We start from the raw sequence: 26,518 nt of genomic DNA, 5'->3' as shown, positions 1-26,518 counted from the left end.
CCCAAGCAACAAAGTGCACCGACCTGCCCACAATATCGTTATCAATAATAACCTTCTTGACCCCTTGGTCAAGTCATTTGAGAGACCCCTGATGACCACGCAAAGCCACCCCATCCTTGACCGTGCCGCTGCGAATGGCGTTTCTCTGACCCTGCAAGGCGCTGTGGCCGTGGTGCGTTTGTGCCGTCCGGCCAAACGCAATGCCCTCAACGACGGTCTGATTGAAGCGCTGCGAGATGTCTTTCAGAACCTCCCCCCCGAAGCCGGCGCCGCCGTCATCCACGGCGAAGGCGACCATTTCTGTGCTGGCCTCGATCTGTCCGAACTGAAAGAGCGCGACGCGGGTGAAGGCATCCACCACTCGCGCAGTTGGCACGTCGCCCTGAATGCCATCGAGCAAGGCCGGGTGCCGGTGGTGACGGCGCTTCATGGCGCGGTGGTCGGTGGTGGACTCGAGTTGGCCAGCGCCAGCCACATCCGCGTCGCCGACGAGAGCACTTTTTACGCCCTGCCCGAAGGCACACGCGGGATTTTCGTGGGGGGTGGGGGCTCGGTGCGCGTGCCCAAACTGATCGGTGCGGCCCGCATGACCGACATGATGCTCACCGGCCGTGTCTACAACGCCCAAGACGGGGAACGCGTGGGCTTTGCCCAGTACCTGGTGCCCACCGGCACCGCCTTGACCAAAGCCATCGAGTTGGCCACCCGCATCGCCACCAACACCCCGCTGACCAACTTTGCCCTGATGCACGCCCTGCCCCGCATTGCCGAGCAGCCTGCGGACCACGGCTTCTTCACCGAAGCCCTGATTTCGTCCATTGCGCAGTCCGCGCCTGAAGCCAAAGCGCGTGTGCGCGCCTTCCTCGAAGGCAAAGCGGCTAAGGTGCAAAAAAGCTGAATCGGAGAAGCGCATGAACGCCCCTCAATTTCGCCCCCTCAAATTTGGCGTGACCCGCGTCACACTGGAAAGTGGCGTGTCCGGCACGCAATACCTGAAGGCCGACCAAGAACTGCAAGCTTTTCCGGAGCGCCTGACCGACCGCCTGCAGCACTGGGCGCGCGTCAAGCCTGGCCAAACCTTCATGGCACGCCGCGTGAAAAATGCCGATGGCACATTGGGCGACTGGCAGCACATCACCTATGACCAAGCTTGGACGACCGCACGCAGCATTGCCCAAAGCCTGATCCACAGAGGCTTGAGCGCCGAGCGCCCAGTGGTCATCTTGAGCGAAAACAGCCTGGAGCACGCCCTATTGGCCTTGGGTTGCCTGGTCGCAGGCGTGCCCTTTGTCCCCACCTCGCCCCCCTATTCGCTGGTCAGCGTGGACTACGACAAGCTCAAGCATGTGCTCAGCACCGTCACCCCCGGCCTGGTGTTCGCCTCAGACGCTCGCTATGCCAAAGCCATTGCCGCCACCGTGGGCCCTGACATGGAAGTGGTGATGGTCGAGGGCGAAGTGCCCGGCCGCACGGTCACGGCTTTTGACAGCCTGTGCGCCACCGCCGCCACACCGGCCGTGGACGCTGCCATGGCCGCCACCGGCCCCGACACCATCGCCAAGTTTTTGTTCACCAGCGGCTCCACCAAGCTGCCCAAAGCCGTCATCAACACCAACCGCCTGTGGTGCGCCAACCAGCAGCAAATGGCCCAGTCCATGCCCGTGTTGGCCGAGCAAGAATTGGTGCTGGTCGATTGGTTGCCTTGGAACCACACCTTTGGCGGCAACCACAACTTTGGCATGACCGTGTTCCACGGCGGCACCCTGTACATCGACGACGGTAAGCCCACACCGGCGCTGATGCACGAAACCCTGCGCAACCTGCGCGAAATCGCGCCCACGGTGTACTTCAACGTGCCCACCGGCTTTGAAGCGATCGCCCACGCGATGAAGGCCGACGACCAATTGCGCAAAACCTTGCTGTCGCGTGTCCAGATGTTCTTCTATGCCGGTGCCGCTTTGGCCCAACCGATCTGGGACAGCCTGTACGAATCGCAAGAGCGAGAGGTGGGCGAACGCATTGTCATGGGCACGGGCTTGGGCATGACCGAGTCGGGTCCGTTCGGCATTTTCGTGACCAACCCCTTTGTGCAGGCCGGCGATTTGGGCGTGCCCACGCCCGGTCTGGAGCTCAAGCTGGTGGACATGCAAGGCAAAACCGAGGTGCGCTACCGCGGCCCCAACATCACCCCCGGCTACTGGCGCAACGCCGAAGAAACCGCGGGCGCGTTTGATGAAGAAGGCTTTTTCAAAACAGGCGATGCGGTCAAGTGGATCGACGAGACCAATGTGCACCTGGGCCTGAAATTTGACGGCCGCATTGCCGAAGACTTCAAGCTGGCCACCGGCACCTTTGTCAGCGTGGGCCCGTTGCGGGGCAAGATCATTGCCGCAGGCGCACCCTACATCCAAGATGCTGTGCTGACCGGCATCAACCTGAAAGAAGTCGGCGCGATGATCTTTCCGACACCCGCGGTGAGGGCTTTGAGCGGTATGCCTGCGGACGCCCCCCTGTCCGAGGTGCTCGCTTGTGCCCCCGTGCTGGCCAAATTCCAAGACATCGTGAACGAATTGGCCAAAACCAGCACCGGCAGCGCCAACCGCATCGCCCGGCTGTGCTTGCTAAGCGAGCCGCCCACCATCGACAAGGGCGAAATCACCGACAAAGGCTCGATCAACCAACGCTCGGTGCTCACCCACCGTGCCGACACGGTGGCGGCCCTGCATGACGACACGCTCCACTTCATCGTGAAACCCCAAGCCTGAAACCGACGGCCTGAGCGCACGCATCGACCAACCCCTTCAACGACCTCGGACATGGATGTCCGACCGACCGAGACAAGAACATGGCCTCCCCAGGATTTTTCAACGCATTTGCCGATGTCTGGATGCACGAAGGCGTGCGCACGCCCATGGTCGACTACTGTGGCGCACTGGGCCACATCTCGCCCACAGACTTGGGCATCAAGGCCGCCCGCGAGGCTTTGAAGCGCGCGGGCATCGCCCCCACCGCGATCGGCTCGGTCATCACCGGCAACATGGCCCCTGGCGACTTTGACCAATTCTTCCTGCCCCGCCACATCGGCTTGTATGCCGGTGTGCCGCAAGAAGTGCCCGCCATCATGGCCCAGCGCATTTGCGGCACCGGTTTTGAGCTGTTTCGCCAGGCCGGTGAGCAGATCGAAGCGGGCGTGTGTGAGGCTGCGCTGGTGGTGGGAACTGAAAGCATGACGCGCAACCCGATCGCCGCCTTTGACCACCGCACCGGTTTCAAGCTGGGCGCGCCTGTGGGCTTCAAGGATTACATGTGGGAAGCGCTGAAAGACCCAGCCGCTGGCATCAACATGATCCAAACCGCCGAGAACCTGGCCAAAAAATACAACATCACCCGTGAAGAGGTGGACCAGTTCGCCTCAGACTCGTTTGCCAAGGCCGTGGCCGCGCAAGAAGCGGGCTTCCACGCGGGCGAGATCGTGCCCGTGGTCACGGAGACATTCGAGCTCGAAGGCTACAAACCCCGTGGCATCAAGCTGCAGGGCAAGGTCACCGAAGTGGCCACCGACACACACCCCCGCATCTCACCCGCAGAAGTTCTGGGCAAACTCCGGCCCGTGTACGAAGGCGGTGTGCAAACCGGTGGCAACAGCTCGGCCCTGGTCGATGCCGCGGCCGCTTGCGTGGTGACGTCAGGGGCTTATGCCAAAGCGCAGGGCAAAAAGCCTCTGGCCCGCGTGGTGGCTGCAGCGGCTGTGGGCGTGCCCCCCGAAATCATGGGCATCGGACCGGCCCCGGCGATTCGATTGCTGCTGGAACGCACCGGCCTGACGCTCGACCAAATTGGCCGTTTCGAGATCAACGAGGCCCAAGGCGCACAAACCCTGGCCGTGGGCCGCGAACTCGGGCTGGATCTGGCCAAACTCAACGTCAATGGCGGCGCCATCGCTTTGGGCCACCCGCTGGCAGCCACCGGCGTTCGCCTGACGATCACGCTGGTCCGCGAATTGAAACGCAGTGGCTTGCGCTACGGCATCTCCAGCGCCTGCGTGGGGGGCGGTCAGGGCATTGCGCTGTTGATCGAAAACCCCGAAGGTCAATGAATTGAACGGTGGGGTCAGTGGCTCAAGCCCTGACCCCATCTCCCCCAGCAACGGACCTGACGGTCCGCGCCACAACTGAAAGGTCTCGACATGAACATCCAAGGACAAGCAGCTCTGGTCACCGGTGGTGGCTCTGGATTGGGCGAAGCCACCGCCCGTGAACTCGCCCGCCTGGGCGCCAAGGTTGCGGTGCTCGACCTCAATCTGGAGAACGCGGAGCGCGTGGCCAAAGAGATTGGCGGCGTTGCAGTGCACTGCAACGTGTCGGACCCGGACAGCATGGCCCAAGCCATCGAAACCGCTGCCGCCGCCCATGGCCCCGCCCGCATCCTGATGCAAATTGCCGGCATCGGCACAGCCAAACGCGTGGTCGGCAAGGACGGCAATGCCGCGCCGCTGGAAGACTTTGCCAAGGTGATCAACGTCAACCTGATCGGCACCTACAACGCGGCCCGTCTGTTCGCAGCCGCCTGCGCCAAGCTCGATCCCATGGAGGACAACGCCCGCGGCGTGATGGTCTTCACCGCTTCTGTGGCGGCGTTTGACGGCCAAGTCGGTCAACAGGCCTACAGCGCCTCCAAAGCCGGGGTGGCGGGCATGACACTGCCCATGGCGCGCGACTTGGCACAACACGGCATCCGCGTGTGCACCATCGCCCCTGGCCTTTTCGCGACCCCCTTGCTCAAGGGACTGCCTGAGCCTGTGCAGCAATCGCTGGCGGCCAGCATCCCCTTCCCCGCGCGTTTGGGCAAACCCAGCGAATTTGCCGAGCTGGCCTGCCACATCGTGAGCAACGACCACCTGAACGGCGAAGTCATCCGTTTGGACGGTGCCTTGCGCATGGCGCCGCGCTGAAAGCCGAACATGAGCAAAACCGTTGTTTACGAAGTGCAAGTGATGTTCGGTGACTGCGACCCCGCAGGCATCGTCTTTTTCCCCAACTTCTCCAAATGGATGGACGCTTCGTCCTTGAATTTTTTTGTGAAGTGCGGCGTCCCGCCCTGGCGCGAGCTGGTCAAGACGCGCGGCATCATCGGCACCCCGCTGTTGGAAATCAACACCAAGTTCATCCGTCCAGCCACCTACGGCGAAACCATTCAGGTGCACACCAGTGTGCAAGAGTGGCGTGAAAAAGTCATTGTGCACAAACATGTGGTCATGCGGGGCGACACCGTGCTGTGCGAAGGCACCGAAGTGCGTGCTTTTTGCATCAAGCACCCCGATGACCCGGACCGCATCAAAGCGATCCCGGTGCCCGAAGACATCAAGGCCTTGTGCAGCTAACCGTTTTTTAACCACCCCCTAGAGGAGACAAGCATGACCAACCGTCGTGAATTCGTTCAATCCACCATCGGTGCAGCCATTTTGGGCAGCACCGTTTTCCAGCAAGCCTGGGCACAAAGCGGTTTGCCGATTGAGCAGGTCAAAGTGCTTTACGGCTTCCCACCCGGCAGCTCGGGCGACATCTGCGCCCGCCGTGTGGCCGAAAAATTTGGCGGCACGCCTTACAGCAAAAACGCCGGCATCATCGACAGCCGCCCAGGCGCTGGCGGTCAGATTGCCTTGAACCTGCTCAAAAGCGCTCCGGCCGACGGCTCGGTCTTGGCCATGACACCGTTCTCGGCGATTTCGCTTTACCCCCACATCTTCAAGAACCTGCAATACAAGCCATTTGAGGACTTCACGCCCGTGGGCACAGCGTCCATGATTCACCACGGCTTTGCGGTGGGCCCCTTGGTGCCTGCCAGCGTCAAGAACGTGAAAGACTTCATCGCCTGGGCCAAAGCCAACCCCGCGCAAGCCAGCTACGGCTCACCCGCAGCGGGCTCCACGCCGCACTTCATCGGTGCGCTGTTGGGCCTGAACCAGAACTTCGAGTTCAAGCACGTGCCTTACCGTGGTTCGGTGCCCGGCGTGACCGACGTGGTCGGTGGCCAGATCGCTTGCATGTTCACACCGCATGGCGACTTCATCGCCAACCACAAGGCGGGCAAGATGCGCATCTTGGCCACCTCGGGCAAAACCCGCTCGCCGTTTGTGCCTGACGTGGCCACCTTTGCCGAGCAAGGCTTCCCAGAATTGACCGTGGAAGAATGGTTCGGCTTTTACGCCCCCGCCAAGACCCCTGCCAACGTGATCCAGGCGGCCAATACCGCCATCAATGCGGCTTTGAAAGACAAAGGCGTGCAAGACGCTTTGACCGTTGTCGGCCTGATTCCATTCGGCGGCTCCACAGCAGACCAGCTCAAGAGCTCGCAAGTGGAACTCGAGCGTTGGGGCCCGCTGATCAAGCGCATCGGTTTCAGCGTGGATTCCTGAACTCACAGCCAACCCTGCAGAAGCACCTCGATGGCCCATGCGCTACAAGCGACACCATGGCCATCGAGTTGTTCTCTGTGACATCCAACACTGACTGCCAGAGGTCCAAACTGGCCTTGTGATTTTCGATTCTTCAGACAGTGCAACCACGACGCACTGTCATTCACCAAATTAGAGGGGCTGACATGGCGATCCGACTCATAGCTTTGGGAAGTTTATTGTGGCTGACAGGCTGCGCCGACGGTTTGACGACCCAAGCACCCGCCAGTTTGGCACCCGCACGAAGCGGTTCTTTGTTGCAATGCGATGAACTGCGTGACCAGTTCAAATATGCAGCGACACGCATTGAGTCGACCGAGTTGGTTCAGGCTGGGGTGGTGCGTACCGGCCCACAACCCACTGCTGTCACGGCTTACCAAACAGGCAGCCACTGTTTGATCAAGGGCAAGATGCAGGAGCGTCAAGGTGCCGATGGGCAGCCTTATGCGATTGGTTTTGAAATGCGCCTGCCCAAAGAATGGAACGGCCGCTTTTTCTACCAAGCCAACGGCGGCTTGGATGGCATCGTTCAGCCCGCGCTGGGAGCCTTGGGTGGCGGACCTTTGACGGGCGCACTCGCGCAAGGTTTCGCCGTGATCAGCTCAGACGCAGGACACAACCCCAGACAAAACCCTTACTTTGGCTCTGAGCCCCAGGCACGACAAGACTATGGGTACACCGCCGTGGGCAAACTCACGCCCATGGCCAAGGAACTGATCAAAACGGCGTATGGCAAATTGCCGGACCGCTCCTACATCGCGGGTTGCTCCAACGGCGGCCGGCACACTTTGGTGGCCGCTTCGCGCTATGCACAGCAGTTTGACGGCTACTTGGCCGGTGCACCCGGCTACCGTTTGCCCAATGCCGCTTTGGCCCAACTATGGGGCTCTTCCTTGTGGAACAGCTTGGCACCCGCGGGCCCCACGGTGAACCACCCCTTTAATCCCAATTTGAAATTCCCTGACATCGGCGTTGGCTTCAACGCCGAAGACCGACAGGTCTTGGCCCGTGCAGTTTTGGCCAAATGCGATGCCATCGATGGCGCAAGCGACGGTATTGTTCAAGATGTGTCGGCTTGCCAAAAAGCGTTTGACGTGCAAAAGGACATCCCCAATTGCACCGCAGGGCGTGACGGCAAATGCTTGAGTGTGATGCAAAAAAATGTCATCGCCCAAGTCTTCAAAGGGGGTCAAACCACGACTGGCGCTCCTTTGTACAGCCCATTTCCATACGACCCGGGGGTGTCTGGCGCCAACTGGGCCACTTGGAAATTTGTGTTTTCGCAAGCCCTGGACCCAGGCGCCTTGAGCCATGTGTTCACCAGCCCCAAACGTGACGTCAAGGCTTTTGATTCGGACTACGACAACTTGTATGCCGGTATTTTTGCCAAACCGCCTGGGTTCAGTGAAAGCGCAGATGAAACCATCACACCCTTGCATCACGCAAAACCCACCAATATGAAACAGGTTCAACAACGAGGCGCCAAGGTCTTGCTTTACCACGGTGTCAGTGACCCGGTTTTTTCAGAAACCGACACCCGTGCTTGGGTGGATCGTGTGGCGAAAGAAGTGCCCAACAGCGCCAATTTTGTGCGCCACTTCCCCATTCCCGGAATGAACCATTGCAGCGCAGGCCCAGCGACAGACCAGTTTGACGTCCTCACGCCTTTGGTGGCTTGGGTGGAGCAAGGCATTGCCCCTGACCGCATCACCGCGCAAGTGCGTGGAGCCGGTAATGCCGGAGGTGTGAACGCCGAGTTGCCCGCAAACTGGAGCGCACAACGCACTCGCCCTCTGTGTGCCTACCCCACAGTCGCCAAATACAAGGGCCATGGTTCACTGGAAAATGCCGACAGTTTCACCTGCCAATAAACCGGCCCCTTGACCCTGAATCTTTGTTTTTGAAATCGACCATGAACGCCTACCAACCCCGCACCGACGACATGCAGTTCGTTATGTCCCGCGTGTTGAACGCGCCAGCCCAGCTGCAAGCCCTGCCCGCATTTGCAGAGGTGGACCCGCAACTCATGCAGCAAGTGCTCGATGAAGCAGGCAAGTTCGTGGGGGAGGTTGTGGCCCCGCTCAACCGCGATGGCGACGAAATCGGCGCGCAATGGCAAGCCGGCGCGGTCACCATGCCGCCGGGCTTCAAAGACGCCTACCAAGCCTTCTGGCAAGCGGGATGGCCCGCGTTGGCGGCCAGCACCGAAGACGGTGGCCAAGGCCTGCCGACTGTGCTTGAAGCCATGCTCTACGAAATGCTCTCGGGCGCCAACCATGGCTGGACCATGGCGCCCGGCCTGCTGCACGGCGCTTACGAGTGCATCAAACACCACGCCAGTGAAGAACTCAAAGCACGCTATTTAGAGAAGGTGGCGACTGGAGAATGGCTGGCCACCATGTGCCTGACCGAGCCGCATGCCGGCTCGGATCTGGGCCTGGCACGGACCAAAGCTGTGCCATTGCCCGATGGTCAATATGAGGTCAGCGGCACCAAGATTTTCATCTCGGGCGGCGAGCACGACCTCACCGACAACATCGTGCACCTGGTGCTGGCGCGCCTGCCCGATGCCCCCCCTGGCCCCAAAGGCCTGTCGCTCTTTTTGGTGCCCAAGTTCTATCCCGATGGCTCGCGCAGTCGGGTGCATTGCGACCGCATCGAAGAAAAAATGGGCCTGCATGGCAGCCCCACCTGCGTCATGCGCTTTGACGAAGCGGTCTCTTCAATAGTGGGCGAGCCCGGCAAAGGCCTGAACGCGATGTTCGTAATGATGAACGCCGCCCGCCTGCACGTGGCCTTGCAAGGCATTGGCCTGCTCGACGCGGCCTGGCAAAAGGCCGACGCCTACGCACAGGAACGCCGCCAGATGCGTGCGCCAGGGAAAGGCAGAAGTGCTGCTGAAGCCGACCTGATTGCCGAACACCCCGCGATGCGCCGCATCCTCGACACACAGCGTGCCTGGGTCGATGCCGGTCGCGTTTTGGCCTACCGCACCGCGCTGGAACTCGACCTGATCAAACACAGTCCCGACGCCGAGACCCAAGCCGCTGCCCAACGTTGGTGCGCATTGGTCACCCCGGTCATGAAATCGGTGTTCACACACCAGGCCTTCCACGGCGGCAGCGACTGCCTGCAGGTGTTTGGCGGACACGGCTATGTGCGCGAATGGGGCATCGAGCAAATCGTGCGCGATGCCCGCGTGGCCATGATCTACGAGGGCACCAACGAAATCCAGGCCATTGACCTGTTGGTGCGCAAGGTGCTGGCCGATGGCGGCGCGGGCATGAACGCCCTGCTCGATGCCATCGCAGCGGACTTGCCCAAGACGGCCAAAGCCAGCACGCCTGCGCAGGCCCGCATCCAGACCCTGCGCGCCATCACCCAGCAAATCGTGCAGGCTGCGCCCAAAGACGCGGCGCTCGCTTACCGCGTGGCCGACGACTATTTGCGCGCCGTGGCGCTGGTGCTGATGGATTGGGCCTGGCTGCGCATCGAGGCTGGCCTGGACGAGACCACCCCCAACGCAGAGACACGCTGGAGATCACCCGCCCAAGCCCTGCGCAATTGGGTGCTGCCCGAGTTCCAGATGCGCAGCTTCATCATCGTGCAGCAGTGCGTGGCGGCATAATCCGGCCTGTTCAACCGCGCCTTCTTTTTCGCGCCGCCATGCCCCGCAACCCTTCCCACAAAGCACCGCTCAAAGGCCAAAGGCCAGAGACCACCGAGCCGGGCTCATCCCTGCCCGGCGCAGCAAGTCAGCCCCTGCCTGCCAAGGCGCGACGGGCGCGTGTGTCGCCCGCCCAGTCCTTCGCGCACGCGGTGGACACGGTGGACACGGCTTACTTGCAAACCCTGATGGGCTACAACGCGCGCCGAGCCGCGTTGAGCATCATCGAGCTGTTTTTGGAGCGCCTGGCCCCTTACGGCTTGAAGCCGGTGGATTTTTCGGTCATGTCCACCATCTGCCACAACCCGGGCGTGACCTCGCGACAGCTGTGCGCCACGCTCAACCTCTTGCCCCCCAATCTGGTGGGTTTGATCCAGTCGCTGGAGTCACGCGGCCTGATCGAGCGCAAACCCCACCCCCATGACGGTCGCGCCGTGGGACTGCACGCCAGCGACAAAGGGCAGGCCTTGATGGTGCAAGCCGAGCAAACCGCCACAGAGCTCGAAATTGAAAAAACAGCCAAGCTCACACCGGCGCAGCGCCAAACGCTGCTGGCATTGCTGCAAAAAATCTACCTCTGAGGTCAATGCCCAAGTCGCTGGGCGAAGATGGCCACCCGAACCAGTCGCTTGTGAGAAAAATCCCTTCGGCGGTGAGCTCTGTCCTGGGCATCAGCCCCACACAACCCATCTCAACGTGCTGTGGCTCGCTCGGCCAGGAAAATGTCAATGCGCCTGTTGCGGGCGCGACCCGCTTCGGTGCTGTTGTCAGCGATCGGCTCTCGAGAACCGCGACCATCGATGCTGATTCGGCTGCTGTTCACTCCGCGTGACACCAGATAATCGCGGGCACTTTGGGCCCGGTTCACCGACAAAGGGTTGTTGACGGCATCGCTGCCCATGCTGTCGGTATGCCCCACGATCCGCACCTCCATGCTGGCCTGTTGGCTCAAGCCTTGTGCAAACTGGTCCAGGATGGGGCGCAAATTGGCCCGAATGTCGGAGCGGCCTGAATCAAACGAGATGTCGCTGGGAATGCTGAGCTTGAGCTGGTTGTCTGCGGTCTGGGTCACCACCGTGCCGGTTCCGGCGGTGGCTTGCTCCATGGCGCGCTTCTTGTCCTCCATGCTTTTGGACCAGACATAGCCGCCCAAAGCACCCAAGCCCGCCCCAATGGCGGTGGACTTGGTGTCCCGGCCCAAAATTTGGCCAGCCACAGCACCGATCACAGCACCTGTGCCTGCCCCCCTTTGTTCAGGGGTCGACGTTGCACATCCGGTGAGAAAGATGGCCAAGGCACAGGTCAAGGTGCCCGCGGATTGGAGTGCACTCATGGTGTTCATCTGGAAGATCCTTTTCATCGAAACAGACCACTTTAAGGTCCATCGACGCCGATGAACGTGCGCCAACGCACAAGTTGCTCAACCATGGCTCGCCCCCACCCAGGAAATCGGCAGGCCTGTTCGCGACAGCCGCCCCGCCTGAACTTCTGGCAAGATAAAAAGCATTGATTTGGACACTTCAAACATGAACACCTCTGCACTGCCCCTTCTTTGTGACAACGCCCTCTTGATCGGTCGCATCTGGCAGCCGAACACGGGACCGGTTTTGGTCGCGGTCACGCCAGACAAGGTGCTGGACTTGTCCAGCCTGGCCCTCACCTGCAGCGAATTGCTTGAACTAGACCAGGTGGCAGACCGGGTCAGGCAAAGCATCAGCACCGGTCAGGCCAGCCCCCTAGGCAGCACGGCCGCCGTGCTGGCCAACAGCGACGAAGCGGCGCGTGACCCGGCCAAACCCTGGTTTTTGGCACCCTGCGACCTGCAAGCCATCAAGGCCGCAGGCGTGACTTTTGTGGCCAGCATGCTCGAGCGCGTGATCGAAGAACAGGCGCGTGGCGATGCCAGCCGCGCCGAAGCTGTTCGCCAGGCGGTGGTGGCGGTCATCGGCGACAACCTGCGCAGCGTGGTGCCCGGCTCCCCCGAGTCGGCCCAGCTCAAGCAAGTGCTGCTGGACCAGGGCATGTGGTCGCAATACCTGGAAGTGGGCATCGGGCCGGACGCTGAAATTTTCACCAAGGCACAAGCCATGAGCGCCGTGGGTCCTGGCGCACAAGTGGGCATCCATCCGGGCAGCCAGTGGAACAACCCCGAACCCGAAATCGTGTTGGCCGCCAACTCGCGCGGCGAGGTGGTGGGGGCCACCTTGGGCAACGATGTGAACCTGCGCGACTTCGAAGGGCGCAGCGCCCTGCTGCTGGGCAAAGCCAAGGACAACAATGCCAGTTGTGCCATCGGCCCCTTCATTCGCCTGTTTGACGAGCACTTCGGCATCGACGATGTGCGTCAATGTGAGCTGAGCCTGAAAGTACAAGGTACCGAAGGTTTTGTGATGCAAGGCAGCAGCGCCTTGAGCCAAATCAGCCGTGACCCGCTGGACCTGGCGGGTCAGGCCATGGGCAAATACCACCAGTACCCGGACGGCATGATGCTGTTTTTGGGCACCATGTTTGCGCCCACGCAGGACCGCCACGGCCCCGGCCAGGGCTTCACCCATGTGGTGGGCGACGTGGTCAGCATTTCCACCCCGCAACTGGGCACCTTGGTCAACCGGGTCACCACCTCGGACCAGGCACCAGCCTGGACCTATGGCGTGGGCGCGCTGATGCGCGATCTGGCCCAACGCCATCGGGCGAGCTGAAGATTGGCGGGGCTGGCATAATTTTGGGTTTTCCACATCCCGGCAGCCCGCCAGAGGCACCGGGTCATTTCTGACAGGAATCTCCCCATGAACACCACCCCCTCCGGCCTGCAATACGAAGACACCGTTGTCGGCGAAGGCGAAGTCGCCACAGCAGGTCAAGACGTCACCGTGCACTACACCGGCTGGCTCTTCAAGGACGGCCAGCAAGGCGCCAAGTTCGATTCAAGCCGCGATCGCCGCGACCCTTTTGTGTTCGGTCTGGGCGCAGGCATGGTCATCAAGGGCTGGGATGAGGGCGTGGCCGGCATGAAGGTGGGCGGTCAACGCACCCTGATCATCCCAGCCGAGCTGGGCTACGGTGCCCGTGGCGCTGGCGGCGTGATCCCGCCCAACGCCACCTTGAAGTTCGACGTGGAACTGCTGGCGCTCGATTGAGCCCAAGCCGCCGCGACCGCGGCACAACCCGACTTTCGGCGGGTTTACCGACCGACCCGCCTTTGGGCGGGTTTTTCGTGCCCCCTGCGGAACTGGAGACCCGCAAAGCCCCCTTGAAGCCTGAAACAACGCCCCTATTTAAATGGGGTATTCATTTTTTTGCGGACATTGTTCATGTCAGAAGCCACACCCAACCAAGACCCCAAGCCCCAGAGTGACGAAGCATTGGCTGCCGCTGCCGCTGCCGCCATGACCGCGACCGACCCTCTGGCCGATGCCCAGGCCGAGTTGGCCAACCTGAAGGCGCAAAACGCCGACCTGGCCGACCAGTACCTGCGTGCCCAAGCCGATGTGCAAAATGCCCGCCGCCGCGCCGATGACGAAATCGCCAAGGCCCGTAAATTTGCGGTGGAGGGTTTTGCCGACAGCCTGCTGCCGGTGCTCGACAGCCTGGAGGCCGGACTGGCCATCCCCAACGTGACGATTGAGCAGATCCGCGAAGGCTCCGAGGCCACCCTGCGTCAGCTCAAAAGCGCCTTGGAGCGCAACAAAGTGGCCGAAATCGCCCCCCCAGCCGGCACCAAGTTCGATCCGCACCACCACCAAGCCATCAGCGTGGTCCCAGCCGACCAGGAGCCCAACACCGTGGTCATGGTGCTGCAAAAGGGCTACCAAATCGCCGACCGGGTGTTGCGCCCAGCTTTGGTCACGGTCACCGCGCCCAAATAAGCCAAAACCTTTTGTGGCGTGTGGGGACTTGAAAAGCATATCCCCCGCCCCACTTGCAAACCATCTGCACTTTTTACCAATTTCGGAGCATCAAAATGGGAAGAATCATCGGTATTGACCTGGGCACCACCAATTCGTGCGTGGCCATCATGGAAGGCAACACGACCAAAGTGATCGAGAACGCCGAAGGCGCTCGCACCACCCCGTCCATCATTGCCTACCAAGAAGACGGCGAGATCTTGGTCGGTGCGTCGGCCAAGCGCCAAGCGGTCACCAACCCCAAGAACACCCTGTACGCGGTCAAGCGCCTGATCGGCCGCAAGTTCGCCGAAAAAGAAGTCCAAAAAGACATCGACCTGATGCCTTACACCATCGCCAAAGCCGACAACGGCGACGCCTGGGTGGAAGTGCGCGGCAACAAATTGGCGCCGCCCCAGATCAGCGCCGAAATCCTGCGCAAGATGAAGAAAACCGCCGAAGACTACCTCGGCGAAGAAGTGACCGAAGCCGTGATCACGGTGCCTGCTTACTTCAACGATGCGCAACGCCAAGCCACCAAGGACGCGGGCCGCATCGCTGGCCTGGACGTCAAGCGCATCATCAACGAACCCACCGCAGCCGCCCTGGCCTTTGGCCTGGACAAACAAGAAAAAGGCGACCGCAAGATCGCGGTGTACGACTTGGGTGGCGGCACTTTTGACGTGTCCATCATCGAAATCGCCGACGTCGACGGTGAAAAGCAGTTCGAAGTGCTGTCCACCAACGGCGACACCTTCCTGGGCGGCGAAGACTTTGACCAACGCATCATCGACCACATCATCACCGAGTTCAAGAAAGAATCCGGCGTCGATCTGGCCAAAGACGTGTTGGCCCTGCAGCGCCTGAAAGAAGCCGCCGAAAAAGCCAAGATCGAGCTGTCCAGCTCGGCCGCTACCGACGTCAACCTGCCCTACATCACGGCCGATGCCACCGGCCCCAAGCACCTGAACATCAAGCTCACCCGCGCCAAGCTGGAGCAACTGGTGGAAGAGCTGATCGAGCGCACCATCGCCCCTTGCCGCATGGCCATCAAGGACGCAGGCGTGTCGGTGGGTGAGATCGACGACATCATCTTGGTCGGCGGCATGTCCCGCATGCCCAAGGTGCAGGAAAAGGTCAAGGAGTTCTTCGGCAAAGAGCCCCGCAAAGACGTGAACCCTGACGAAGCCGTGGCTGTGGGCGCTGCGATTCAAGGCCAGGTCTTGTCGGGCGACCGCACCGACGTGCTGCTGCTCGACGTGACGCCTCTGTCCCTGGGCATTGAGACCATGGGCGGCGTGATGACCAAGATGATCACCAAGAACACCACGATCCCGACCAAGTTTGCACAAACTTTCTCGACCGCCGAAGACAACCAGCCGGCCGTGACGATCAAGGTGTTCCAGGGCGAGCGCGAAATCGCCAGCGGCAACAAGGCGCTGGGCGAATTCAACCTCGAAGGCATCCCACCTGCCGCACGCGGCACGCCCCAGATCGAAGTGTCTTTTGATATCGACGCCAACGGCATCTTGCACGTGGGCGCCAAGGACAAAGGCACCGGCAAGGAAAACAAAATCACCATCAAGGCCAACTCCGGTCTGTCCGAAGCCGAGATCCAGCAAATGGTGAAAGATGCCGAGCTGAACGCGGTGGAAGACAAGAAAAAGATCGAACTCGTGCAAGCTCGCAACGCCGGCGAAGCCGCTGTGCACAGCGTGAAAAAGAGCCTGACCGAGCACGGCGACAAGATCGAAGCTTCAGAAAAAGAAGCCATCGAGGCGGCCACCAAGGCCCTGGAAGAGGTGCTCAAGGGCGAAGACAAAGACGCCATCGAAGCCAAAACCGAAGCCCTGATGAACGCCAGCCAGAAGCTGGGCGAAAAGGTCTATGCCGACATGCAAGCCCAGCAAGCCGCTGCGGGTGCAGCGGCTGCCGGCGCAGAGGCCAAGCCGCAAGACGACAATGTGGTGGACGCTGAAGTCAAGGAAGTCAAAAAGGGCTAACACCCCACCCTCTGCGGCCTGGCCGCAGTCCCGCCGCGCAAGCTGATTCAGGTGACTGAATCGCCTTCGCGGCGTTCTTGTTCTAACGGTTGGATTTGCCCCATGGCGACAAAACGAGATTTTTACGAAGTGCTGGGCGTTGCCAAAAACGCCTCGGACGATGACATCAAAAAGGCTTATCGCAAATTGGCGATGAAGTACCACCCTGACCGCAACCAGGGAGAAGACGCCAAGGCCAAAGAAGCCGAAGGCAAATTCAAAGAGGTCAAAGAAGCCTACGAAATGCTGTCGGACGCGCAAAAACGAGCGGCTTATGACCAGCACGGCCACGCCGGGGTCGACCCCAATATGCGCGGTGGAGCCGAGGGCTTTGGCGGTTTTGGAGACGCTTTTGGCGACATCTTCGGCGACATTTTTGGGGGCCAGGGCCGGGGCGGACGCGGCGGTGGACGCCAGGTTTTCCGGGGCGCAGACCTGAGTTATGCGATGGAAATCACGCTCGAAGAAGCGGCCAACGGCAAGGACTCGCAACTGCGCATCCCCAGCTGGGACGCCTGCGACACCTGCAGCGGCTCGGGGGCCAAACCTGGGACCAGCGTCAAGGCTTGTGGCACTTGCCACGGCCAAGGCCAAGTGCAGATGCGCCAGGGCTTTTTCAGTGTCCAACAAACCTGCCCCACCTGCCGTGGCACGGGCAAGATCATCCCCGAGCCTTGCGGCACCTGCCAAGGGCAAGGCAAGCTCAAAAAGCAAAAGACGCTGGAAGTCAAAATCCCTGCCGGTATCGACGATGGCATGCGCATTCGCAGTGCAGGCAACGGTGAGCCGGGCACCAACGGCGGACCACCGGGCGATCTGTTCATCGAAATTCGCCTGAAGAAGCACTCGATTTTTGAACGCGATGGCGATGACCTGCACTGCGCCGTACCCATCAGCTTTTCCAAAGCGGCCTTGGGCGGAGAGATCGAAGTGCCCACTTTGGGAGGTAAAGCGGCCATCGACATTCCTGAGGGCACCCAAACCGGCAAGCAGTTCCGCCTGCGCGGCAAGGGCATCAAGGGCGTGCGCGGCAGCTACCCGGGCGATCTGTATTGCCACATCACCGTGGAAACGCCGGTCAAGCTGACCGAGCACCAAAAGAAACTGCTCAAGGAGTTTGAGGAGTCTCTGTCCAAGGGCGGTGGCAAACACCAGCCCAGTGGAGAAACCTGGACCGACAAGCTCAAAGGTTTCTTCGGAGCTTGAATCTGAACGGGCTCGCTGGGCAGTGCGAGAGGGGCTGCGGCGGGTTCCTCATGGCGGGTACGCAAAAAATCGTCACCCGCCGCAGCCCCTCTCGCACTTTGGTGGGTGTTTGACCCTGATCAATCTGTCGTCTTAGTTTCCGGCGCAGCATTCATCGAATGAGCGCCACCATCACTTTCCTCGGCGGGGCCGACACCGTCACCGGCTCCAAGTACCTGATCGAGCACAACCAAAAGCGGCTGCTGGTCGATTGCGGGCTGTTTCAGGGCTACAAACAACTGCGCCTGCGCAACTGGAGTCCTTTGCCCGCCAACCCGGCGAACATCGATGCGGTGGTGCTGACGCATGCACACCTGGACCACAGCGGGTATTTGCCCTTGCTGGTGAAAAACGGTTTTCGGGGCCAGGTGCATGCCACCTCGGCCACTTGCGATCTGGCCAGCATCTTGCTGCCCGACAGCGGGCACATCCAGGAGGAAGACGCGTTTTTTGCCAACCGACACGGTTTTTCCAAGCATGCTCCGGCTCTGCCGCTGTACACCAAGCAAGAGGCCATCCATTGCCTCAAGCAATTGCACGCGGAGCATCAAGGCCAATGGTTCGAGCCAATTCGCGGCTGGAAGGCCCGCTTTCAGCCCGCTGGGCACATCCTGGGCGCGGCCAGTTTGCTGCTGGATGTGGGCGGTCGGCGCATTCTGTTTTCTGGCGATTTGGGCCGACCTGACGACCCGTTGATGAACCCGCCCGAGCCCCCGCCACAGGCCGATACGGTGCTGATCGAGTCGACCTATGGTGACCGCCAGCACCCCAAGGAAAAGCTGTTCGAGGAGCTGGGACCGCTGCTGAAAAAACTGGCCGCTCGCGGCGGTGTGGCCGTGGTGCCGGTCTTTGCCGTGGGGCGGGCACAGGCCGTGCTCCACACCATCGCGCAGCTCAAGGCCGCGGGCGAAATACCCAAAGGTTTGCCGATTTTTTTGGACAGCCCGATGGCCATCCACACCACCGCTTTGTTTGAGCGACACCCCGGGGAACACCGCCTGAACGTGCAGGAAGTGCACAAAATGGACCATGTGGCCACCATGCTGGAGACACCCGAGCAGTCCAAATCATTGGTGCGGCGACATGGTCCGATGGTGATTTTGGCCGCCAGCGGCATGGCCACCGGCGGACGCGTCTTGCAACACCTGGCGCAATACGCGGGAGACCACCGCAACATGATCATCCTGACCGGTTACCAAGCCCCAGGCACACGGGGTGCAGCGCTGGCCAGTGGCCGCAGCACCATCCGCATTCACGCTCAGGATGTGGCGGTGCGCGCCGAGGTGGCGCAAATCGAATCGGCTTCGGCCCATGCCGACGCCAACCAACTGCTGAGTTGGCTGCACAAAATGCCCAGCGCACCCGCACAGGTGTATGTGGTGCACGGCGAGCGCGAGGCGTCGGACATGCTGCGCCAGCGCATCGAGCACGAGATCAAATGGCGAGCGCTTGTGCCCGAGCAGGGCTCGGTCTGGCCACTTTGAGGCGGCTCATAGAAAACGGTCCAGCAATTTGCGAGAGTGCTTGTCCATCGCGGCCAGGTCGCGGATCATGAACTGCACCCCATTGGCATCGTTGATCAGCAGCACCGTGCCCGTCAAACGCCGGATGTCTTCCTCCCCCTTGAGCAAGAACTGCGTGCTGCCCCGGTCGGTGAGCACCGACCAGGTGCTGGGCGTGGCAAAACTGCTGACATCGGTCAGCTGAAGAATTTCGGGCAAAAACTCCCGCTCGTTCAGGGCCTGAATGACCTGGGAGCGCAGGTCTGGCGGCAGCTGGCTCAGGGCATCGATCCATAAAATTTCATGTCCCTCGGCATCCATCAGCGCCACCCCATCGTCCGGTGCAGACACCGGGTAGGCCCGCAAGGCCGTCACAGGGGCATGGCGTGTGCCATCGGGCATGTGCAGCACCCAGCGTCCAAAGGCGTCGCGTTGCAAATCAAAGGGCTTCATGCGCTCACCTTCTTGTCGTCGTCGCTGCCACCCAAGACCGCCTCGGCCTTGGCCTGGCGCTGCTGCGCTTCGTACAAGCGCCAATAAGCGCCTTGGGCCTCAATGAGCACGTCGTGTGTGCCCTCTTCGACCACCACCCCTTTGTCCATGACCACCAGACGGTCGGCTTTGCGCAGAGTGGAAAGGCGGTGCGCGATGGCGATGGTGGTGCGGCCACGCACCAGGTTGTCCAGCGCTTTTTGAATCTCTTTTTCGGTCTCGGTGTCCACCGCCGAGGTGGCTTCGTCCAGGATCAGAATGCGCGGATTGATGAGCAAGGCACGGGCGATCGAAATGCGCTGGCGCTCGCCCCCCGACAAGCCTTGCCCGCGCTCGCCCACCAGCGAGTCGTAGCCCTGGGGCATGCGCAAAATGAACTCGTGCGCGTGGGCCGCACGGGCGGCAGCCACGATCTCTTCACGGGTGGCTTCGGGCTTGCCGTAGGCAATGTTGTCGGCGATGGTGCCGAAGAACAAAAACGGCTCTTGCAGCACCAGACCAATCTGGCGGCGGTAGTCGGCCACCTTGAGCTGGCGGATGTCAGTGCCATCGAGCTCGATGACGCCATCGCTCAGGTCATAAAAGCGGCAAATCAGGTTGACCAGCGTGCTCTTGCCTGAGCCGCTGTGGCCGACCAGACCGATCATCTGGCCGGGTTGGATATCGAGGTTGAGTTGGCGAATCACCGCGCGGTTGCCATAGCGAAAGCCCGCATCACGCACCGTGATGTGGCCTTGCACTTGGGGCGGCAAAGCCACAGGGTGCACTGGCTCGGGCACGCTGGAGACATGGTCCAGGATGTCAAAAATCCGCTTGGCCCCCGCTGCTGCTTTTTGGGTGTTCGAGACGATCCGGCTCATGGCATCCAGTCGACTGTAAAAGCGTCCGATGTAGGCCAAAAATGCGGTCAACACACCGACCGTGATCTGGTCGTCCGACACCAGCCAAATGCCAAAACCCCAGACCACCAGCAAGCCGATTTCGGTCATCAGCGTCACAGTGGGCGAGAACAGTGACCAGACGCGGTTGAGCCGGTCGTTGACCTGCAGGTTGTGCGCGTTGGCGTCCTTGAAACGCTGGGCTTCGCGGTCTTCCTGCGCAAAGGCTTTCACCACCCGGATGCCGGGAATGGTGTCGGTCAGCACATTGGTCACCTCGGCCCAAACGCGGTCGATCTTTTCAAAACCGGTGCGGAGTCTTTCACGCACCACATGGATCAACCAGCCAATGAAGGGCAGCGGCAACAAGGTCACCAGCGCCAAGGTGGGGTTGATGTAAAACAAGATGACAGCCGTCATCAAAATCATCAGCACGTCGGTGGCAAAGTCCAGCAGGTGCAGTGACAAAAAGACGTTGATGCGGTCGGTCTCGCTGCCGATGCGGGCGATCAAATCGCCCGTGCGGCGCCCACCAAAATACTCCAGCGAGAGCTTGAGCAAATGCTCATAGGTGGTGGTGCGCAAATCGGAGCCGATGCGCTCGGACACCAAGGCCAGGATGTAGGTCTTGGCCCATCCCAGGCCCCAGGCCAACAGCGCCGAACCGAGCAAACCCAGCAAATATAGCGCTACCAGGCCAGGATCGATGGCCTGGCCATTTTGGTAAGGGATGAGGATGTCATCCATCAAAGGCATGGTCAGGTAAGGTGGCACCAAGGTGGCGGCGGTGGCGGCCAAGGTGAGTAAAAATCCTGCCAAAAGCGAGCGCTGGTAGGGGCGGGCAAAACGCCACAGCTTGAACAGCGTCCAGGTCGACGGCGGGGCCAGATCCTCACGGCCGCAGCTGGGGCAGTCTTCGTCCTCTTCGCTCATGACCGTCTGACAGACCGGGCAGACCGAACCCGACAGCACACTTTGCAAAGGGCGACCCTGTTCAGCGCTGCCCCATTGGGACAATTGGCTTTCGAACTGTGCGACCCAGCGGGCCACAGCAGCCTGCAAGCCCAAGGTGAAGCGCCACACCGCCAACTGGCCTGCAACACTGCTCAGGGTCAGGCAACCCACACCCGCATGGTCTGTGAGTTTCAGCGCCAAACCCGACTGCAAAGTCCAGCTGGACCAGTTTTTTTCGCCAACGGCCCGGGATAAGACCCGCCGATCGGTCAAAATGATGGCACTTTTGGCAAATCGCAAGCTGCTGTCAAGGTCAACCTCCAGCCAGGCTGTTGCGTTTTCATCAGGTTGCAAACAAGAATGGACTTCAACCTGCCAAGCGTCAGGCAGAACCTGTCGGGATGCAGTGGCCAAAGAAGAAGTTGATGTCATTGAAGGATGAACCGGAAGCGACTCGAACGGCCCAGGCGGCCGACGAGACAAAAAACAACCATGGATGTCACCCACGACGGCAACCGAACTGCCCATGTATTTCCAAAAATTCAGAGCAATCCACCAGCGCCATGATGGGCCGGTCATTGTATAGCCGCCCTCTTCACGCATGAACGCCAAAAACATCCAATTTCTGCGCATGACGCATTTGCGCGGGCCCAACATCTGGACCTACCGTCCTGTCATGGAGGCGCTGATCGACATCGGCGACCTGGAAGACGCACCCTCCAACACCTTGCCAGGCTTCAACGAACGATTGACCGCCTGGTTGCCGGGTCTCATCGAGCACCGCTGCAGCGTGGGTGAACGTGGCGGCTTTTTACAACGGCTGGCGCAAGGCACCTGGGCCGGTCACGTGCTCGAACACGTGGCACTGGAACTGCAAACCCAGGCCGGCATGCAAACCGGCTTTGGCAAAGCCCGCGAAGCCGGTCCTCGGGGTGTCTACAAAGTGGTCATCCGCACTCGCCATGACGCCGTCAGCCGCAGCGCACTCGAATCCGCCCGCGACCTGATTTTGGCCGCCATTGAAGACCGCCCCTTCGACGTGCCAGCCGAAATCAACCGCCTCAAGCAGATGGTCGACAGCCTGTGCATCGGCCCCAGCACGGCCAGCATCGTGGACGCCGCAGGGGAAAGGGGCATTCCCGCCATCCGCTTGAACGACGGCAACCTGGTGCAACTGGGCCACGGCGCACAGCAGCGCCGGATCTGGACCGCCGAAACCGACCGCACCAGCGCCATTGCTGAAGGCATCTCCAAGGACAAGGACCTGACCAAGCAACTGCTCAGCATGTGTGGCGTGCCTGTGCCATCCGGTCAAATCGTGGACAGCCCCGCTGCCGCCTGGGCGGCCGCACAAGACATTGGCCTGCCCGTGTGCGTTAAGCCCACCGACGGCAACCATGCACGCGGCGTTTCTCTGGAACTGTCCAAACAGGAAGACATCGAAGCCGCTTACGCCATCGCCTTGGCAGAGGGCAGCGAAGTCATTGTTGAAAGTTTCATCCGTGGTGAAGAACACCGCCTGCTGGTGGTCGGCGACCAAGTGGCCGCCGCCAACAAAGGCGAAACCGCCAGTGTGGTGGGCGATGGCGTGCACACCGTGGCCGAGCTGATCGAGTTGCAGATCAACTCCGACCCCCGACGTGGCGAAGAAGAAGACTTTCCGCTCGACACCATTCGGCTCGATGAGCACACCACCTCGGTGCTGGAACTCAAACGCCAGGGCCTGACGGCCGACAGCGTGCCTGAAAAAGGCCGCGCCGTGTTGATCATGCGCACGGGCAATATGGCACTCGACGTGACCGATGAAGTCCACCCCGAAGTGGCTGCGCAAGCGGTCTTGGCCGCACGGGTGGTAGGCCTGGACATCGCCGGCGTCGATCTGGTGGCTCAAAACATCTCCCAGCCCTTGGCTGCTCAAGGGGGCGCCGTTGTCGAAGTCAATGCCGGCCCCGGTTTGCTGATGCACCTCAAGCCTGCCCTAGGACAACCCCGACCCGTAGGCCAAGCGATTGCCAACCATTTGTTCAAGTCCGCAGACACTGGCCGCATACCGGTGGTGGGCCTGATGGGCGACGGCGACACCACGCGCCCGGCCAAATTGGTGGCTTGGCTGCTGCACCTCAAAGGTCTTTACACCGGCCTGGCCTGTGCAGATGGCCTGTTCATGAACCAGCGCCAGCTGCAAAGCCAAGGCGGCATGGATTGGGACAACGCCCAACGTCTTTTGATCAACCGCTCGGTCCAATCGGCCGTGTTTGAGAGCGATGTCCGCCACCTGCTGGCCGAAGGCTTGCCTTATGACCGTTGCCAGGTCGGCGTGGTGACAAGCATGCCCAAGGCGCAAGGTCTGGATGATCTGTACCCGGGTGGCGACGAAAAAATGCCGACTTACTTGCGCACACAAATCGATGTGGTGCTGCCCCATGGCACTGCCGTCCTCAATGCGGGCGATGCGCAAGTCGCCCAGCTCGCCAGTTACTGTGACGGCAGCGTGATCTTTTATGCCGACGACGAAAACAACCCGACACTGGCCTTGCACCGGGCCGAAGGCGGACGCGTGGCATTCTGGCGGGACGGGCAACTGGTCCTGTGCGAAGGTCAGCGCGAGTCGTTCGTGCTGTCTGCCAAACGCCCCGCCGTGGCGCATCTTCTGCAAGACGGCAAACTGAGCACCACCGATATGCTGATCGCCGCCAGCGTCGCCTGGGCTCTGGACATCAGCACGGATCTGATCCGTGCTGGCGTCAAAAGCTTTGGTCAGCAGACCTCCCACTAACACCCGACGAGCCCTTCGGCCTTACCGCATCACAGGAATCCTGGTTCATGGAAGTGTCAAGAATTCGCGCACTGCGCGGCCCCAATTTGTGGAGCCGTCACACGGCCATGGAAGCCATCGTGACCTGCCCCGAGGCTGAACGCAGCCTGGCGGCCAATCACCCCATCGAACAGCGCCTGCGCCGTATCTTTCCCGAAGTCGGCCCCATCGAAGGCACCCGCCCGGGCCAAGCCCCCTCCATGGCGCATGCACTCGAAAAAGTCACGCTGGCCTTGCAAGCCCACGCCGGCTGCCCTGTGACCTTCAGCCGCACCACAGCCACCGAAGAAGCGGGCGTCTACCAAGTCGTGGTGCAGTACTCTGAAGAGTCGGTGGGGCGCCTGGCGCTTGAGCTGGCAGAGCAGCTGTGCAATGCAGCCATGGCTTCGCACGGTTTTGACCTTGAAAACGCGCTGGCTCAGCTGCACGAACTGGACGAAGACGTTCGCTTGGGGCCCTCCACAGGCGCGATCGTGGACGCGGCGGTGGCTCGCGGAATTCCATATCGACGCCTGACCGATGGCAGTTTGGTGCAGTTTGGCTGGGGCTCGCAGCAGCGACGCATCCAGGCAGCAGAGATCGACTCCACCAGTGCGATCGCCGAATCGATTGCCCAAGACAAAGATCTGACCAAAAAACTGCTGCACGCAGCAGGTGTCCCCGTCCCCTTGGGTCGCCCTGCGGAGTCCCCCGACGAAGCCTGGGCCATCGCACTGGAAATCGGTTTGCCGGTGGTGGTCAAACCCCAAGACGGCAACCAGGGCAAAGGCGTCACGGTCAACATCACCGAGCGCACGGCTTTCGACAACGCTTATGTCACGGCCGAGCGTTATGGCACGGTCATGGTCGAGAAGTTTTTACCGGGCAGCGATTACCGTTTGCTGGTCGTGGGCAACAAGCTCATCGCTGCGGCACGCCGCGAGCCGCCTTTGGTGGTCGGTGACGGCAAACACACGGTGCGCCAACTGGTGGACCTGGTGAATGCCGATCCGCGCCGTGGTACGGGTCACGCCACCTCTTTGACCAAAATCCGGTTTGACGACATCGCCATCGGTCGTTTGCATGCCCAAGATCTGGAGCCCGAATCGGTGCCCGAAAAAGGCCGCCGCGTGATTTTGCGCAACAACGCCAACCTGTCCACTGGCGGCAGTGCCACGGATGTGACCGACGACGTGCACCCCGAAGTGGCCTCCCGGGTCGTGGAAGCAGCCCAGATGGTGGGCCTCGATATTTGCGGTGTGGACGTGGTCTGTGAATCCGTGCTGCGTCCCCTGGAAGAGCAAAACGGCGGCATCGTGGAAGTCAACGCCGCCCCGGGTTTGCGCATGCACATCAGCCCGTCCTACGGCAAAGGCCGTGACGTGGGCAATGCCGTGATCGACCAGATGTTCCCCAACGGCGCTACCGGACGCATTCCGGTCATTGCCGTCACGGGCACCAATGGCAAAACCACCACCGTTCGCCTGACGGCACATTTGCTCAAGGCACAGGGTCTGCGGGTGGGCATGACCAACACCGATGGTGTTTACGTCAATGGACGCCAGACCGACTCGGGCGACTGCAGCGGCCCACGCAGCGCCCGCAATGTGCTGATGCACCCCGATGTGGATGCCGCCGTGTTCGAAACCGCCCGTGGCGGTCTGCTGCGCGAAGGCCTGGCTTTTGACCGTTGCAATGTGGCCATCGTGACCAATCTGGGCGGTGGCGACCACCTTGGCCTGAACTACATCACGACGCTGGAAGACCTGTCGGTCCTCAAACGGGTGATCGTGCTCAACGTGGCACAAAACGGCATGGCCGTGCTCAATGCCGCAGATCCGGCTGTGGCCTTCATGGCACCCCATTGCCCAGGCGATGTGACCTTTTTCGCACTCGATGGCAACCAGCCCGTGCTGGCCACTCACCGCGCCCAAGGCAAACGTGTGGTGTTCACCGAAGACGGCCACATCGTGGCCCAAAAAGGCAAGCAGGTGTTCCGCATTCCGCTGTCCCAAGTGCCCATCACCCGTCAAGGCCAAATCGGCTTTCAGACCGAAAACGTCATGGCCTCCATCGGCGCGGCCTGGGCTGTTGGCGTGCCATGGGACGCCATCGCCCAGGGCGTGGCCACCTTCATCAGCGACATCCAGGGCGTGCCCGGCCGCTTCAATGTGTTTGATTACCGTGGCGCCACCCTGATTGCCGATTACGGCCACAACCCGGATGCCATCCAGGCTCTGGTGCAAGCCGTGGACAACATGCCTGCCCAAAAACGCATGGTGGTCATCAGTGGTGCCGGTGACCGGCGCGATCAGGACATCCGCGACCAGACCAAAATTCTGGGCCAGGCCTTTGATGAAGTTTTGCTCTACCAGGACGCCTGCCAGCGTGGCCGGGAAGACGGCGAAGTGATTGCCCTGCTGCGCGAAGGCCTGCAAGGCGCTGCGCGCACCCTGCACGTCCAGGACATCCAGGGCGAGTTCAACGCCATCGACACAGCCCTCGCGCGCCTGTCACCCGGCGATTTGTGCCTGATCCTGATCGACCAGGTCGAAGAGGCCTTGGCCTACATCACCGAGAAAGTCAAAGCTTCAAAGGCTTGATGT

The 26,518-nt window shown here is 61.2% G+C and carries 20 protein-coding genes; 17 read left to right on the top strand and 3 right to left on the bottom strand.

Features of this window, described 5'->3' with window-relative positions; translation table 11 throughout:
• The first annotated feature begins 91 nt into the window (after positions 1 to 91).
• The 9 genes from LHAB_RS09010 to LHAB_RS08970 all read left to right on the top strand — a co-directional run bounded on the left by LHAB_RS09010 (position 92) and on the right by LHAB_RS08970 (position 10,702).
• The gene (locus LHAB_RS09010; protein WP_194943140.1) at positions 92 to 898 is read left to right on the top strand and encodes a crotonase/enoyl-CoA hydratase family protein; all 807 of its coding nucleotides are present in this window, start codon (positions 92 to 94) and stop codon (positions 896 to 898) included.
• 13 nt (positions 899 to 911) lie between these two features.
• Positions 912 to 2,765: a feruloyl-CoA synthase gene (locus LHAB_RS09005; protein ID WP_090045539.1), complete on the top strand. Its 1,854-nt coding sequence runs from the start codon at positions 912 to 914 to the stop codon at positions 2,763 to 2,765.
• A gap of 80 nt (positions 2,766 to 2,845) precedes the next feature.
• Positions 2,846 to 4,096: a thiolase family protein gene (locus tag LHAB_RS09000; RefSeq protein WP_090045537.1), complete on the top strand. Its 1,251-nt coding sequence runs from the start codon at positions 2,846 to 2,848 to the stop codon at positions 4,094 to 4,096.
• 90 nt (positions 4,097 to 4,186) lie between these two features.
• Complete coding sequence (locus LHAB_RS08995; protein WP_090045535.1) at positions 4,187 to 4,951, top strand: SDR family NAD(P)-dependent oxidoreductase; 765 nt, start codon at positions 4,187 to 4,189, stop codon at positions 4,949 to 4,951.
• Positions 4,952 to 4,960: 9 nt separating this feature from the next.
• Positions 4,961 to 5,380, top strand: a complete 420-nt coding sequence (locus LHAB_RS08990) for an acyl-CoA thioesterase (protein WP_090045533.1) — start codon at positions 4,961 to 4,963, stop codon at positions 5,378 to 5,380.
• Between the two features lie 33 nt (positions 5,381 to 5,413).
• On the top strand, positions 5,414 to 6,415 hold the full coding sequence (locus tag LHAB_RS08985; RefSeq protein ID WP_090045532.1) for a Bug family tripartite tricarboxylate transporter substrate binding protein: 1,002 nt from the start codon (positions 5,414 to 5,416) through the stop codon (positions 6,413 to 6,415).
• A 185-nt stretch (positions 6,416 to 6,600) separates the two neighbouring features.
• Positions 6,601 to 8,325 carry a tannase/feruloyl esterase family alpha/beta hydrolase gene (locus tag LHAB_RS08980; protein ID WP_090045530.1) on the top strand — a complete coding sequence of 575 codons (1,725 nt, stop codon included), beginning with the start codon at positions 6,601 to 6,603 and terminating at the stop codon, positions 8,323 to 8,325.
• Between the two features lie 41 nt (positions 8,326 to 8,366).
• A complete protein-coding gene (locus tag LHAB_RS08975) occupies positions 8,367 to 10,082 on the top strand; it encodes an acyl-CoA dehydrogenase family protein (protein WP_090045528.1) in 1,716 nt (571 codons plus the stop codon).
• A gap of 38 nt (positions 10,083 to 10,120) precedes the next feature.
• On the top strand, positions 10,121 to 10,702 hold the full coding sequence (locus LHAB_RS08970; RefSeq protein ID WP_369814110.1) for a MarR family winged helix-turn-helix transcriptional regulator: 582 nt from the start codon (positions 10,121 to 10,123) through the stop codon (positions 10,700 to 10,702).
• 110 nt (positions 10,703 to 10,812) lie between these two features.
• Here the strand turns inward: LHAB_RS08970 and LHAB_RS08965 are convergent, their stop codons facing one another.
• Positions 10,813 to 11,463: a YiaD family glycine zipper/OmpA-like lipoprotein gene (locus tag LHAB_RS08965; RefSeq protein WP_090045527.1), complete on the bottom strand. Its 651-nt coding sequence runs from the start codon at positions 11,461 to 11,463 to the stop codon at positions 10,813 to 10,815.
• Between the two features lie 184 nt (positions 11,464 to 11,647).
• On the opposite strand from LHAB_RS08965, the gene LHAB_RS08960 reads away from it, so the two are divergent.
• The 6 genes from LHAB_RS08960 (at position 11,648) to LHAB_RS08935 (ending at position 18,776) form a co-directional block, all read left to right on the top strand.
• Complete coding sequence (locus tag LHAB_RS08960; protein ID WP_090045525.1) at positions 11,648 to 12,820, top strand: fumarylacetoacetate hydrolase family protein; 1,173 nt, start codon at positions 11,648 to 11,650, stop codon at positions 12,818 to 12,820.
• Positions 12,821 to 12,907: 87 nt separating this feature from the next.
• Complete coding sequence (locus tag LHAB_RS08955; RefSeq protein WP_090045523.1) at positions 12,908 to 13,258, top strand: FKBP-type peptidyl-prolyl cis-trans isomerase; 351 nt, start codon at positions 12,908 to 12,910, stop codon at positions 13,256 to 13,258.
• A gap of 174 nt (positions 13,259 to 13,432) precedes the next feature.
• The gene (gene grpE, locus LHAB_RS08950; protein ID WP_090045521.1) at positions 13,433 to 13,987 is read left to right on the top strand and encodes a nucleotide exchange factor GrpE; all 555 of its coding nucleotides are present in this window, start codon (positions 13,433 to 13,435) and stop codon (positions 13,985 to 13,987) included.
• Positions 13,988 to 14,082: 95 nt separating this feature from the next.
• Positions 14,083 to 16,008 (top strand): molecular chaperone DnaK, encoded by a 1,926-nt coding sequence (dnaK, locus tag LHAB_RS08945; protein ID WP_090047836.1) that lies wholly within the window; start codon positions 14,083 to 14,085, stop codon positions 16,006 to 16,008.
• A gap of 102 nt (positions 16,009 to 16,110) precedes the next feature.
• Positions 16,111 to 17,253, top strand: coding sequence for a molecular chaperone DnaJ (gene dnaJ, locus LHAB_RS08940; RefSeq protein ID WP_090045519.1), 1,143 nt, complete (start codon positions 16,111 to 16,113; stop codon positions 17,251 to 17,253).
• Between the two features lie 158 nt (positions 17,254 to 17,411).
• Positions 17,412 to 18,776 carry an MBL fold metallo-hydrolase RNA specificity domain-containing protein gene (locus tag LHAB_RS08935; protein ID WP_090045518.1) on the top strand — a complete coding sequence of 455 codons (1,365 nt, stop codon included), beginning with the start codon at positions 17,412 to 17,414 and terminating at the stop codon, positions 18,774 to 18,776.
• A gap of 6 nt (positions 18,777 to 18,782) precedes the next feature.
• On the opposite strand, the gene LHAB_RS08930 is transcribed toward LHAB_RS08935, so the two are convergent.
• Together LHAB_RS08930 and LHAB_RS08925 are read right to left on the bottom strand one after the other, a co-directional pair.
• A complete protein-coding gene (locus LHAB_RS08930) occupies positions 18,783 to 19,247 on the bottom strand; it encodes a cyanophycin metabolism-associated DUF1854 family protein (RefSeq protein WP_090045517.1) in 465 nt (154 codons plus the stop codon).
• Entirely contained in the window at positions 19,244 to 21,550 is a 2,307-nt protein-coding gene (locus LHAB_RS08925) for a cyanophycin metabolism-associated ABC transporter (protein ID WP_090045515.1), read from the bottom strand. Before LHAB_RS08925 ends, LHAB_RS08930 begins: the two co-directional genes overlap by 4 nt.
• A gap of 169 nt (positions 21,551 to 21,719) precedes the next feature.
• Between LHAB_RS08925 and cphA (LHAB_RS08920) the strand changes: the two genes are divergently transcribed.
• Both cphA (LHAB_RS08920) and cphA (LHAB_RS08915) read left to right on the top strand, forming a co-directional pair.
• Positions 21,720 to 23,894, top strand: coding sequence for a cyanophycin synthetase (gene cphA / locus LHAB_RS08920; RefSeq protein ID WP_090045513.1), 2,175 nt, complete (start codon positions 21,720 to 21,722; stop codon positions 23,892 to 23,894).
• A 47-nt stretch (positions 23,895 to 23,941) separates the two neighbouring features.
• The gene (gene cphA / locus LHAB_RS08915; protein ID WP_090045512.1) at positions 23,942 to 26,515 is read left to right on the top strand and encodes a cyanophycin synthetase; all 2,574 of its coding nucleotides are present in this window, start codon (positions 23,942 to 23,944) and stop codon (positions 26,513 to 26,515) included.
• Positions 26,516 to 26,518: the final 3 nt, after the last annotated feature.

Origin of the sequence: Limnohabitans sp. 2KL-27 (assembly GCF_001269345.1) — a bacterium.
Classification (GTDB): domain Bacteria; phylum Pseudomonadota; class Gammaproteobacteria; order Burkholderiales; family Burkholderiaceae_C; genus Limnohabitans_A.
Note: the sequence above shows the minus strand (reverse complement) of the source record. Positions and strands in the feature narration are given on the sequence as shown.